Annotated in this window: 11 protein-coding genes; 1 reads left to right on the plus strand and 10 read right to left on the minus strand. The window is 71.4% G+C overall.

Annotation, left to right across the window (positions count from 1 at the left end):
• Positions 1–37: 37 nt before the first annotated feature.
• From ACIBQZ_RS26730 to ACIBQZ_RS26755, 6 genes are all read right to left on the minus strand, one after another.
• The gene (locus ACIBQZ_RS26730; protein WP_396091529.1) at positions 38–1,114 is read right to left on the minus strand and encodes an ABC transporter permease; all 1,077 of its coding nucleotides are present in this window, start codon (positions 1,112–1,114) and stop codon (positions 38–40) included.
• Complete coding sequence (locus ACIBQZ_RS26735) at positions 1,111–2,964, minus strand: ATP-binding cassette domain-containing protein (RefSeq protein WP_396091530.1); 1,854 nt, start codon at positions 2,962–2,964, stop codon at positions 1,111–1,113. Before ACIBQZ_RS26735 ends, ACIBQZ_RS26730 begins: the two co-directional genes overlap by 4 nt.
• Positions 2,961–4,139 (minus strand): ROK family protein, encoded by a 1,179-nt coding sequence (locus ACIBQZ_RS26740; RefSeq protein ID WP_396091531.1) that lies wholly within the window; start codon positions 4,137–4,139, stop codon positions 2,961–2,963. Before ACIBQZ_RS26740 ends, ACIBQZ_RS26735 begins: the two co-directional genes overlap by 4 nt.
• 736 nt (positions 4,140–4,875) lie before the next feature.
• Positions 4,876–5,946, minus strand: a complete 1,071-nt coding sequence (locus tag ACIBQZ_RS26745) for a YihY/virulence factor BrkB family protein (protein ID WP_396091532.1) — start codon at positions 5,944–5,946, stop codon at positions 4,876–4,878.
• 148 nt (positions 5,947–6,094) lie between these two features.
• Positions 6,095–6,904, minus strand: a complete 810-nt coding sequence (locus ACIBQZ_RS26750; protein WP_396091533.1) for an ABC transporter permease — start codon at positions 6,902–6,904, stop codon at positions 6,095–6,097.
• 13 nt (positions 6,905–6,917) lie between these two features.
• The gene (locus ACIBQZ_RS26755) at positions 6,918–7,670 is read right to left on the minus strand and encodes an ABC transporter permease (protein ID WP_396091534.1); all 753 of its coding nucleotides are present in this window, start codon (positions 7,668–7,670) and stop codon (positions 6,918–6,920) included.
• Between the two features lie 30 nt (positions 7,671–7,700).
• On the opposite strand from ACIBQZ_RS26755, the gene ACIBQZ_RS26760 reads away from it, so the two are divergent.
• The gene (locus ACIBQZ_RS26760) at positions 7,701–8,231 is read left to right on the plus strand and encodes a hypothetical protein (RefSeq protein ID WP_396091535.1); all 531 of its coding nucleotides are present in this window, start codon (positions 7,701–7,703) and stop codon (positions 8,229–8,231) included.
• 13 nt (positions 8,232–8,244) lie between these two features.
• Here the strand turns inward: ACIBQZ_RS26760 and ACIBQZ_RS26765 are convergent, their stop codons facing one another.
• From ACIBQZ_RS26765 to ACIBQZ_RS26780, 4 genes are read right to left on the minus strand one after another with little or no spacing between them, the layout of a single operon-like run.
• Positions 8,245–9,165 (minus strand): ABC transporter ATP-binding protein, encoded by a 921-nt coding sequence (locus ACIBQZ_RS26765; RefSeq protein ID WP_396091536.1) that lies wholly within the window; start codon positions 9,163–9,165, stop codon positions 8,245–8,247.
• Between the two features lie 44 nt (positions 9,166–9,209).
• Complete coding sequence (locus tag ACIBQZ_RS26770; RefSeq protein WP_396091537.1) at positions 9,210–9,740, minus strand: hypothetical protein; 531 nt, start codon at positions 9,738–9,740, stop codon at positions 9,210–9,212.
• Positions 9,737–11,584, minus strand: coding sequence for a DNA primase (gene dnaG, locus ACIBQZ_RS26775; protein ID WP_396091538.1), 1,848 nt, complete (start codon positions 11,582–11,584; stop codon positions 9,737–9,739). Before dnaG ends, ACIBQZ_RS26770 begins: the two co-directional genes overlap by 4 nt.
• A gap of 19 nt (positions 11,585–11,603) precedes the next feature.
• Positions 11,604–12,824 (minus strand): deoxyguanosinetriphosphate triphosphohydrolase, encoded by a 1,221-nt coding sequence (locus ACIBQZ_RS26780; RefSeq protein ID WP_396091539.1) that lies wholly within the window; start codon positions 12,822–12,824, stop codon positions 11,604–11,606.
• Positions 12,825–12,865: the final 41 nt, after the last annotated feature.

Consider the following 12,865-nt stretch of genomic DNA (forward strand, 5'->3'; position numbering starts at 1 on the left):
GGCCGTCACCGGTCGCCGTGGGGTGTGTGGGGGTTGGTCAGCTCGAGGAACGACCCAGGAGGTGGGTGAGGGACTTGAAGCGGAACTGCTGGACCAGTACAGCCGCGACGATGATGCCGCCCTTGACCATGTTCTGGGCCTCGGTGGAAAGGTTGTTGATCGCGAAGAGGTTGGTGATGGTGGAGAACACCAGCACGCCGAACAGCGCGCCGATGATGGTGCCGCGGCCGCCGCTGAGCAGCGTGCCACCGATGATCGCCGCGGCGATCGCGTCCAGTTCGTACAGGTTCGCCATGGCGGCCTGGGCGCTGGTCGCCTGGGACGTCAGCATGATCGCCGCGATGCCGCAGCAGAGGCCGGACAACGCGTACAGCAGAACGGTGTGGAATTTGACGTTGATACCGGCCAGCCGGGCGGCCTCCGGGTTGCCGCCGACCGCCACCGTGCGACGGCCGAACGTGGTGCGGTTGAGCAGCACCCAGCCCGCCGCCACCACCAGCGCCAGGATGTAGACCAGCACCGGGATGCCGAGCCACCGGGTGCTGGCGATGGAGTTGATCGTGGTGTCCGCCGACACCTGGGTCTGCTTGCCGGAGATCTGCGCCGCCACGCCGCGGGCCGCGACCATCATGGCCAGGGTCGCGATGAACGGCACCAGCCGCCCGTACGAGATCAGCACGCCGTTGATGAGCCCGACCACGACGCCGACCACGATGGCCGTGAAGATCATGCCGGCGGTGCCGTAGCTCTGCGTCGCCAGCGTCGTCGACCAGACGCCGGCCACCGCGATGATCGCGCCGACCGACAGGTCGATGCCGCCTCCGATGATCACGAAGGTCATGCCGACGGTGACCACGCCGATCGCGGACGCCTGCTGCAGGATCGTGAAGGTGTTGTTCTTGACCCAGGTGGCGTCGCCGTAGAGCTCGGGCCGGGTGACGGCGCCGATGATCACCAGGAAGACCAGCACGCCGATCAGGCCGAGATTGCGGCGCAGCGGCTCAGCGCTGTCCCCCCTGAGCCAGTCGGCCGGCGACCGGCGCCTGCCCGGGGGCGACGGCTCGACCGGCGGGCTCTGCGCCGGCAGGCTCGCCTTGGTGCTCTGATCCGTCATGCCGGCTCCCCTTCCATCAGAGATCCCGCCATGACGAGATCAAGAACAGTGGCTTCGTCGATCTCGCTCGCGGCTGCCTCGTGGATCAGGTGCCCCTCGCGCATGACCAGCACCCGGTCGGCCAGACCGAGCACCTCGGGAACCTCGCTGGAGACCAGCAGCACCCCCACGCCACGGGCCGCGAGGTCGTGGATGACCTGGTACAGCTCGGCCCGGGCGCCGACGTCCACGCCCCGGGTGGGCTCGTCGAGCAGCAGCAGCTTGGTGCCCTCCAGCAGCCACCGGCCGACCACGACCTTCTGCTGGTTGCCACCGGACAGGGTGCGGACCGGACGGCTCACGTCGCGCGGGCGCAGTTCCAGCGCGGCGGCGGTCTCCGCGGCGGCCGTCCGCTCCTTGCCGGCGTCGGTGAACCCGGCACGCGCGTAACCGGAGAAGCTCGCCAGCGTCATGTTCCGGTAGATCGGCTCGTCCAGCAGCAGCGCCTGGCTCTTGCGCTCCTCCGGCGCCATCCCCATACCGGCCCGGACCGCGCCCCGGATCGAGCTGATCCGCTTGCCGTTCAGGGTGACGGTGCCGCTGTCCGCCCGGCGCGCCCCGAAGATCGTCTCCAGCAGTTCCGAGCGCCCCGAGCCGACCAGCCCGGCGATGCCGACGATCTCGCCGGCCTTGACGCTCAGCGAGGCGCCGGAGAACTCACCCTCCCGGCTGAGCCCGTCGACCTCGAGCAGCGGGGTGGTGCCGGTCTTGACCTCACGCGGCGGGAAGACGTACTCGATGGTCCGCCCGGTCATCCGGCTGACCAGCTCGTTGGTCGGGGTGCTGCGCGCGGGCAGGTTCGCCGCGGTGGTCCGGCCGTCCTTGAGCACGGTGACCCGGTCGCCGATGTCGCGGATCTCCTCGAGCCGGTGCGAGATGTAGATGACCGCGATGCCGTGCGAGGTCAGCTCGCGGATGATCCGGAACAGGTTCTCGACCTCGTCGTGGGCGAGCACGGCGCTGGGCTCGTCCATGACGATCAGCCGGGCGTCGTGCGAGAGCGCACGGGCCATGCTGACGATCTGCTTACCGGCCGCGGGCAGGGACCGGACCAGGCGGCGCGGGGAGATGTGCTCGTGCCCGAGCCGGGCCAGGATCTGCTTGGTCCGGTACGCGGTGGAGCGTCGCCGCAGGAACCCGCCGCGGCTCTCCTCGTGGCCGAGGAACGCGTTCTCGGCGACGGAGAGATCGTCGACGAGGTCGAGCTCCTGGTAGATGGTGGCGATACCGGCGCGCATGGCGGCCTGCGGGCTGGCCGGGGCGAAGGGTTCGCCGAGCCAGGAGATGCTGCCCTCGTCGGCGTGGTGCACGCCGGCGAGCACCTTGATGAGAGTGGACTTGCCGGCGCCGTTCTGGCCGAGCAGGCAGTGCACCTCGCCGGCGCGGACTTCGAGTTGGACGCCGTCGAGGGCGCGTACGCCGGGGAAGGTCTTGACGACGTTCTCCAGGCGGAGCACGACGTCGCCGATGCCTTCCCGGTGCGGGGTGCCGCTGGTGGCGTCCTCGGCGTTGCCGTCGCGGGGGCGGGGCACGGTGGTCGCGGGCGGTGCCGGGGCGGGGTTGGTGGTGCCGCTGCCGGCGCCGGCCGGGCGGTCGTCGGCGCGGTCGTCGGCGGCCGCGTGTGCGGCCGGGCGGTCGGCGCCGGCCGGGTCTGCGGCCGGGCCGTCGGCGGGGCGGTCGCCGGCCGCGTGTGCGGCCGGGCCGTCGGCGGGGCGGTCGCCGGCCGCGTGTGCGGCCGGGCCGCCGGTGGGGCGGTCGCCGGCCGCGTGTGCGGCCGGGCGGTCGTCGCGGGCCGGGTCGGGGGCGGTCATGATGCCTGCTCGAAGGCCGTGTCGCTGGCCAGGACCGCCGCGCCGCTCACTCCGGCGCGGGCGCCGAGCTCGCTGAGCACCACCGGGAGATTGCCGGTGGCCAGCGGCAGGGAGCGGCGGTAGACCACGCTGCGGATCTCGGCGAGCAGGATGTGGCCGAGCTGGGCGAGCCCGCCCCCGATGACGATCATCGACGGGTTCGCGAAGCTCACCAGCGTGGCCAGCGTCGCGCCGACCCGGCGGCCGCCGTCGCGGATCAGCCGGATGCAGGTGACGTCGCCCTCCGCGGCGCCGTCGACGACGTCCCGGGCGCCGACCTCGCCGTTGGCCATCAGCCGTTCCGCGAGCGCCGGGGACTCGCCGCTGCGGGCCGCGGCGAGCGCGTCCCGGGCCAGCGCGGCGCCGCTGAACAGCGCCTCGAGGCAGCCGGTGTTGCCGCACGAGCACACCGGACCGTGCGCGTCGACCTGGATGTGGCCGATGTCGCCCGCGCAGCCGTCCACCCCGCGGTAGACCCCGCCGCCGAGGTGGATGCCGCAGCCGATGCCCGTACCGATCTTGACGAAGAGGAAGTCGTCGACGGAGTGCGCGACCCCGCCGTGCCGCTCCCCGATCGCCATGATGTTGACGTCGTTGTCCACCACGGCCGGGCAACCGTGCTCGCGGGCCAGCAGCTCGCGTACCGGATAACGGTCCCAACCCGGCATGATCGGCGGCGAGACGGGCACGCCGTCGCGGAAGCTCACCGGCCCGGGCACCCCGATGCCGACGGCATCAAGCCGATCGAACGCGCCGTCGGTGCGCGCCTTGGCGAGCAACTCGTTGACCCGGTGCAGAATCACCTTCGGCCCGGACCGGATGTCGGCGCTCTCCCGGTAGGCCGCGACGGGCTCGAGCCGCCCGTTGGTCACCTCGACGTCGATCGAACTGGCGCCGAGATCAACGGCAGCGAAGCGCAACCGCGGCTGCAACTCCACCAAAGTGGAACGCCGCCCACCCCGCGAGGCGGCCATCCCGGCCTCGGCGATGTAGCCGGCCGCAACCAGCCGTTCCACCTCGGCGAGCAGACGGGGACGGGTCAGATCAAGCCGATCACCCAGCTCGGCCCGAGAGATCGGACCCTCGTCCCGCAGCAAACGCAACAGGCGCAAGTGGGGAGCATCAACGACATGCACGGGCACCTCCGGCCGTTCACACCGCCGAAACGGGACGGTGTCACGCCCGTCACACTAGGGCCCTTCCGCCGCGCTAGTCCATACCTTCTCGATGATCCCCACAAACTTTTGTCGCCTGATTCAAAAGTCACCGCAGCGGGTGGTCAAATGATCACCCAAGTGTTGACGTTGGCCTCCTACCTCGGTATGGGCGACGGGCCCTCGTGTTGAGCGCGGTCCGCTCTCCTTGCAGGGGGCTGAGAGCGGCCGCTGTCCGGACGGTGGTCCCGATTCCGGAGTTACGGCCGTCGGCGCACGGCAGTGGCCCGGCAGACCGCTCAGCCGACGGTCCGAGCACACGATCCGGCATGTGGTCCGGCACACCGACCGGCATGCGGCTCGGCACGCGGCCGGTCGACCGCTGAGCAAACAGCCCGGCAACGGTTCGGCGCGCTGGTCCGCGAGCGGCGGCACGATGCTCCGCGGCCGACCGGCCTTCCTCGGCAAACGGTCCAGGTCGTCGCTCGGCGGACGACCCGGCCCCTGCGCCTGGCCTGTCCGGCCGTCCGTCCGTCCGTCGGGCATGCGAGCCGAGCGCCGCGCCGCCCTGGCCGCGGTCGTGGACCGGGCCGGCGGCAACCCCCTGGCCGTCGGGTTCCTGTCGTGGACTTGGCGGGTCGGGCCTGCGTCGGAGCCGGAAATGCCGGACGGCCGCGGACCCCGGTGGGGGCGCGGCCGTCGGTGGTGGGGCGTTCTGTCAGTTGGTGCTCAGGCCTTTTTCGCTGCCCTTCTTCAGCTTGCGGTCGTCGCGCAGCTGCAGGAAGGGTTCGTCGTCGGCCGGGTGGCCGGCGGCGATGGCGCGGCCTCGTTCCAGTTCCGCGTCCAGTTCGGCGCCGAGGAGGATGGCGATGTTCGAGATCCAGAGCCAGACCAGGAAGGCGATGACGCCGCCCAGGGTGCCGTAGGTCTTGTTGTAGTCGGCGAAGCTGGCCAGGTAGAGCGCGAAGGCGCCGGAGGCGATCAGCCAGACCACGACCGCGAAGATGCCGCCCGGGCTGACCCAGCGGAAGCCGCCCGTCTTGGCGTTCGGGGAGGCCCAGTAGAGGATCGCGAACATCAGGCTGACCAGGATGATCAGGACCGGCCACTTGGCGATGTTCCAGGTCGTCACGGCCGCCGAGCCCAGACCGATGGTGTCGCCGACCGCCTGGGCCAGGTCGCCGGTGAAGACCACGATGACGGCCGAGAGGATCAGCATGAGGCCGACGACCGCGGTCACGCCGAGGCGGATCGGCAGGGTCTTCCAGATCGGGCGGCCCTCGGGGACGTCGTAGATCGCGTTCGAGGCGCGCATGAAGGCGCCGATGTAGCCCGACGCCGACCAGAAGGCCGTCGCGAGACCGAGGATCGCCGCGAAGCCGGCCGTGCCCGGGTCGGAGACCTGGGTGAGGACCTGGTCGAGCAGGTTCTGGATCTGGTTCGGCGCGATCTCGCCGACCGTGTCCTGCACCGTCTGCTGGCCGTCGTCGCTGAGCATGCCGAGGATCGACACGAGCACCAGCACGCCGGGGAAGATCGACAGGACGCCGTAGTAGGTGAGCGCGGCGGCCCAGTCGGTGACGTTGTCCTCGGAGAACTGCTTCAGCGTGCGCTTGAGGGCGGCGAGAACGCCCTTGCCCTTGAGCTTGGCCGGATTGTCGGGACCCGCGTCGGGGCTGGGCGCCGACAGGTCGGCGTTCTTGTCCTCGCTCGTCTTGGTGGTGGCCACGTCGTGGCGGGACTTCTCGTCGGCCTCGGCCTTCGTGTCGTGATCCTTGTGCAGCTTCATGACGGGGCCCTCCGGGCGCTACGCGTTGTCCGACCGGTCGGCTTCCGCCCTCGTGCCCCGGAGACACACCGCGTCCGGAAGACGACCTCGTCAGGGGTGGTGCCCGCTGTCCCGGCCGGCTAATCACCCGATCTCAGCCACCTTTCAGCTATTTGCACAGGAGTTTGCCCATCCGGCGGCCGGCCACGGTCAGGCCGAGCGCGAACAGCGCGAGCAGGTAGAGCACGTCCAGCGCCTGGAGCCAGCCCACCGAGCCGGTCGTGATCGCCCGGATCAGGTCGACCGAGCGGTACAGCGGTGTCACCTCGACCACCCAGCGCAGCGCCGCCGGATAGGCCTGGGCGGGCACGAACGTGCCGGAGAACAGGAACAGCGCGAACTGGGCCGACGCCATCAGGTCAAAATCCTGCCAGCTGCGCATGAACGTGGACAGCGCCATCCCCGCCCCGCCGAACGCGAAGCCCACCAGGATCGCCGCCGCGAACGCGCCCACCGCCGGCCCGGCCGTGGTCAGCCCCATCGCGACCATCACCACCAGGAACGCGGCCGCGTAGATGTTGCCGCGGATCATCGCCCAGGCCAGCTCGCCCAGCGCGATCTCGATCGGCCGTAGCGGGGTGGCCAGCATCCCGTCGTACAGCTTCATGAACTTCATCTTGCCGAAGAAGTTGAAGGTCGTCTCCGACAGCGCGCCGGTCATCGCCGACGACGCCAGCATCGCCGGGGCGACGAACGCCGCATACCCGATGACCCGGCCGTCGGGCAGCGTCAGGTCACCGACCAGCGCGCCCACCCCGACGCCGATGGAGAACAGGTAGAGGATCGGCTCGAGGAAGCCCGAGGCCATCACCAGCCAGTACGACGTCTGCAGCGACGCCACGTTGCGCTCGACCACGGACGCCGAACGCCGGCCGGCGCCCTCGAACGAGATCAGCCGCGGCAGGACCAGAGTCACCATGTCAGAAGCCCTCTCACACCACGAGCCGGCGGCTGAACTGCCGATATGCCAGGAGCCAGCCGACGCCCGCCCACAGGGACAGGTAGAGCACGTGCCCGACCGGCGACCAGGCCGGCGCGACACCCAGCGTGGCGGCCCGGCTCAGGTCGACGCCGTGCCACAGCGGCAGCACGTACGCGATCCAGCGCAGCGCCCCCGGCAGCGACTCGACCGGGAAGAACACCCCGGAGAACAGCGACATCGGGATCACCCCGAGCCGGAACAGCACCGCCAGGTAGCTGTCGCTGCGGATGGCCGACGAGTAGGCGAAGGTCGGCGTCGCCACCGCCAGGCCGAGCAGCGCCACGATCACCGGGATCGTCAGCGCCCACCAGGAGTGCATCGTGCCGAACGCCGTGGCGATGAGCAGGAACGCCCCGCAGCTGGTCAGCGTGCGGAACACCACGAACGCCAGATGCCCGTCGAGGATGTCGGCGACGCTCAGCGGCGCGGCCGCCTGGCCGTAGTAGAGCCGCCGCCACTCGAAGCCGCCCAGCACCGGCCAGGTCGAGTCGCCGATCGCGACCTGGATGGCGGTGGAGGCGATCAGGCCCGGCACCATCCAGTCCAGATAGGGCACGCCCGCGACGCCGCCGGTGACGTAGGCGCCGACGCCCAGGCCGAAGCCGACCATCGTGAGCAGCGGCAGCACGAACGACGACAGCACGCTGCCGCGCCACACCCGCCGGTAGGCGACCAGGTGGTATTCCAGCACGTAGCGCGTCATCTAGAATCCTGCTCGATCATGGGGGTCGATATGCCGTTCACTTTTCAGGCGCAGCCGGATGCGTCGCTCTTCCGCGCCGCCGCCCGGCGCTCCGCCCGCACCTACGCTGTCTGCCTCGGCGCGTTCTTCATCGTGGCCGCGCTGATCGCCGCCGCCGGCTTCCACAGTTACGGGCTGGCGGCCCTCTACCTGGTGATGGCGGTGGTCTTCGCGCTGCGGGTGCCCGGTCAGATGGCCGAGCGGGGGGTGCGGAACAACGCGGCCACCATCGGGCTGGTGACCGGTTACCGCCTCGACGAGCGGGGCATCGGCATCGCGGCCGGCTTCCAGGAGCACTTCTACGCCTGGTCGGAGGTCGCGGCGGTCGAGGAGTGGCCGGGCCAGTTCGCCGTCTTCGTCGGCCCGCGCTTCGCCTCGACGCCGCACCGGCGCATGGCGGTGCAGCTCGGCCGGCGCATCGTCTCGGTGCCGACCGGCGGGCTGAGCGAGCAGCAGCACGCCGAGCTGCGCGCGCTGCTGCACTCGCGCGGCGCGACCGTGGCGCCCGCCGCCGCGGAGTGAGCGCGCGGCAGCCTCAGTCGACAAGGGTCCGGCCCGTCAGGTGCAGGAAGACGTCCTCCAGGCTGCTGCGGCGGACCAGCACGCTGGCCGGGCTCAGCGCTCGGCGCTGCACCTCGGCCACCGCCTCGTCGCCGTCGGCCACGTAGAGCAGGATGCGGTCGGGCAGCACCTCCAGCCGCTCCCCCACCCCGGCCAGCTTGTCGGCGAAGACCTCCTGGGACTCCGCCTGGAACCGCAGCTCGACCACCTCGCGGGTGGAATAGCGCTCGATCAGCGCGCGGGGTGAGCCCTCGGCGGCGATCCGGCCGCCGTCCATCACCACCAGGCGGTCGCAGAGCTGCTCCGCCTCGTCCATGTAATGCGTGGTCAGGACCAGCGTCACGCCCTGCTGCTTGAGCCGGAACAGCCGCTCCCAGACCAGGTGCCGGGCCTGCGGGTCGAGGCCCGTGGTGGGCTCGTCGAGCAGCACGATCTCGGGCTCGTTGACCAGCGCCCGGGCGATCGTCAGCCGGCGTCTCATGCCGCCGGAGAGCGGCTCGACCTTGCTGTCGGCACGCTCGGTGAGCTGGACGAAGTCGAGCAGCTCGGCGGCGCGCTCCCGGGCGACCCGGCGCGGGATGCCGAAGAACCTCGCGTAGGTGGTGAGGTTTTCCCGCACGGTCAGCTCGAGGTCGAGATTGTCGAGCTGGGGGCAGACGCCCAGCCGGGCGCGGATCGCCGGGCCGTCACGCCGCGGATCCAGGTCGAGGATGCGCAGCACGCCGTCGGTGGGCGGGGAGACACAGCCGATCATGCGCATGGTGGAGCTCTTGCCCGCGCCGTTGGGGCCGAGGAAGCCGAACGCCTCGCCGCGCTCCACGTCGACGTTGATGCCGTCGACGGCCGTGAAGTCACCGAACCGCTTGACCAGCCCGCGGGCGTGAATGAGAGTCACCCGACGGACCCTAGTGAGAGGGTCCGACAAAAACCGCCGGTTTATCAGGCCGGCGGGGTGGTCGCCTCCCGCGCCGAGGCGACCAACTGGTCGGTGACCTCGACGATCGGCTCGGCGTCCACGGCCGTCTTGGCGTCGTACCGGACCGCCCAGGTCAGGCCGTCCACCCCGCTCACCCGGCGGCCGACCACCCGGACCCCGCCGTTGGGCGGCAGCGGATGGTGCGAGGTGTACGCGACCGAGCGGGTCACCCGGGTGCGCACCTGGTCGGGCAGCTCCCCCGGCTCGAGCAGCAGGAAGCCGCGCACCGGCGCGTCGATCTGCACCGTGTAGCCCTCCCGCTCCTGCGCCGTCTCGGCCGGCGTGACCAGCAGCTCGCGGCCGGACCAGGCCACCTTGTGGATCTCGTGCCAGCCCAGCCGCTCGCCGCCGGGCAGCCACAGCCCCCGGTTGGTGGCGATCAGCACCTGATCACCCGGCTCGCCGGCGAAGGCCCACGCCAGAATGCGCTCCTCCGGCTCGAAGGCCGGCCGCAGCGCGGCGGGAAGCTTGGGACGCCGACGGAAGAGACTCACAATCCACCTGCCGCTTGGTCGCGCAACGCGCGCGCGTGCTGTTCGAGCGAGAAGAGTTCCCCGGCCAGGGCCAGGTACTCGTCCTTGTGGGCAACCGGGTTGATCCGCTGCACCTTGGACTTCAGCTCCTTGATCCGGGTGGTGACCGCGCCGACCTGGAGCCGGGCCAGCGTCACCTGGACGTACCGGAGATCGGCCTCGCCGTCCACGTGCAGCGGCACCACCGCCAGCTCGCCGACCAGGGCCTTGCCGCCCAGGTCGTCGCAGGCGTCGCGGACCGATTCGATCCAGCCGGCGCCGCCGGTGGCCGTCGCGGTGCCGCCGGCGGTCGCGATCGCCTTGCGGATGCCCTGGAAGACCGCGTCGCCGTAACACTCCGGGCCGAGCGCGTCGAACATCGGGCCGGCCAGCACCGGATACTGCAGGGCCAGCTTCAGCGCCTCGCGTTCCACCAGGCGCTGCGGGCTGTCCGCGGGGCGGCGCGGGGCCGGCGCGCCGGACTGCTCCGGCGACGAGGCGGCGGCCACCGCCCGCTGCACCGGTTCCAGGTCCATGCCGAGGTCGCCGGCGAGCTTGCGGGCGTACTCGGGGCGCTTCTCCCGGTCTTTGATCTTGGCCACCAGCGGCGCGGCCCGGCGCATCGCCTCGACCCGGCCCTCCACGGTGTCCAGATCGAAGCGGGACAGGGTCTGCCGCAGCGCGAAGTCGACCAGCGGCTCCCGGCTCGCGATCATGTCGCGGACCGCCAGGTCACCGCGGGCCAGCCGCAGCTCGCAGGGGTCCATGTTGTCCGGGCTGACCGCGATGAAGGTGCGCCCGACGAAGCGCTGGTCCTCCTCGAACGCGCGCAGCGCGGCCTTCTGCCCGGCCGCGTCCCCGTCGAAGGTGTAGATGATCTCGCCGGTGAAGCTGTCGCTGTCCATCAGCAGCCGGCGCAGCACCCCGATGTGGTCGATGCCGAACGAGGTGCCGCAGGTCGCCACGGCGGTCGGCTCGCCGGCCTCGTGGCAGGCCATCACGTCGGTGTAACCCTCGACGATGACCGCCCGGCCCTGCTTGGCCATCTCCCGCTTGGCGTGGTCGATGCCGTAGAGCACGTGCGACTTCTTGTAGAGCGGCGACTCGGGGGTGTTCAGATACTTCGGGCCGTCGTCGTCGTCGAACAGCTTGCGCGCGCCGAAGCCGATCACGTCGCCGGTCAGGTCCCGGATCGGCCAGAGCAGGCGGCGTCGGAACCGGTCGATGAGCGAGCCGGAGCGGGCCGGCTTGGCCAGGCCGCCGGCGGTCAGCTCCTCGGCGGTGAAGCCGCGCTGCCGCAGGTGCTTGGTGAGCAGGTCCCAGCCGTCCGGGGCGAAACCGCAGGCGTACCGCTCGGCGGCGTCCCGGCCGAAGCCGCGCTGGGCGAGGAACTCGCGGGCCTTGCGGGCGCCGGGCGTGGTCAGCTGCTCCTGGTAGAACTCGGCGGCGGCCAGGTGCGCGGCGATCAGGCGCTGCTTCTGCCCGGGCTGCTGGCGGGGGCCGTCGTTCTTGAAGCCGGACTCGTCGTACCGCAGCTGGATGCCGGCCCGGCCGGCGAGCCGCTCGACGGACTCGATGAAGGTCAGGTGCTCGGCGTCCATGAGGAACTTGATGGCGTCGCCACCGGCGCCGCAACCGTGGCAGAAATAGACATTTCGGGCAGGCGACACGGTGAACGAGGGGGTCTTCTCGTCGTGGAACGGGCACAGGCCCTTGAGGTTGCCGCCGCCCGCCGAGCGCAACGTCACGGTCTCGTTGATGATGTCCGCGATCGAGGTCCGGTCGCGGACCAGCGCGATGTCCTCGTCCTTGACCCTGCCCGCCACGGCTACATACTGCCTCGCCTCACCGACCGGCTGCCATGAGGGTCCGGTGCCAGGCGACCGCCGCCGGGTCGGTCAGCGACGCGACCTGGTCGATCACCACGCGCAGCCGGGCCGGGTCGGTGTCGGCCGCCTTCCACAGCTCGGCGAACATCGGGTCGAGGTGGTCCGGGGCGCGCTCGCAGAGCACGCGGACCAGGTCGATCAGGATGGCGCGCTGGCGCTCGTACCACTCCTCGGCGGCGCGGGCGCGCATCACGTACCGCAGCGCCATGCCCTTGAGGAGCGCGCACTGGTTACGCACCGTACGCGGCACGATGAGGTCGACCGCGTACCGGCGGACCGGGGTGGTGCCGTGCCGGCTGTTCGTCGCGCCGACCGCCGAGGAGACGAAGCGGCCGGTCAGCACGCTGGTCATCCGTTTGAGGGCGACCTGGGAGCGGTAGCCGCCGTCGTAGTCGGCCACCGCGGTGACGATCTCGTCGGCCAGCAGCAGCCGCAGGGCCTCACCCAGGGTCTCGGCGGTCTCGTCCGAATAGGTGGCGGCCACGTCGGCGCAGAGCGCGGCCCGCTCGTCGGCGTCGTGCAGCAGCGGCGCGAGCGACAGGTAGCGGCCGTGCACCCCGTCCTCGACGTCGTGCACCGAGTAGGCCACGTCGTCGGCCCAGTCCATCACCTGGGCCTCCAGGCAGCGGCGTTCGCCGGCCGGGGCCGGCTGCCGGATCCAGTCGAAGACCGGCTGGTCGTCGGCGTAGACCCCGAACTTGCGCCGGCCGGGGCCGCGCGGCCAGGGGTACTTGCAGCTGGCGTCGAGGGAGGCCCGGGTCAGGTTGAGCCCAGCGCCGTCGACCTTGGCCTCCAGCCGGGTGAGCACCCGCAGGGTCTGCGCGTTGCCCTCGAAACCGCCGCAGGACCGGGCGGCCTCGTCCAGCGCGGCCTCGCCGTTGTGGCCGAACGGCGGGTGCCCGATGTCGTGGGCCAGCCCGGCGACGTCCACCACGTCCGGGTCGCACCCGAGCCGGGTGCCCATCTCGCGGGAGATCTGGGCGACCTCCAGCGAGTGGGTCAACCGGGTACGCAGGAAGTCGTCGGAGCCGGCGGTGTGCACCTGGGTCTTGGCGGCGAGCCGCCGGAAGCCGGCCGAGTGCAGGACCCGGGCCCGGTCGCGCTCGTACTGGGTGCGTCCGTAGCCGCTGTCCTTGGCGGGCTCGCGCACCCAGCGCTGGGCATCGCCGTCCGTCATGTCCCCACCCTAAGGCGTCCGTCCCGCTTGCCGATGCGATT

This window comes from Actinoplanes sp. NPDC049599, assembly GCF_044465625.1.
In the GTDB taxonomy this organism is placed as follows: Bacteria; Actinomycetota; Actinomycetes; order Mycobacteriales; family Micromonosporaceae; genus Actinoplanes.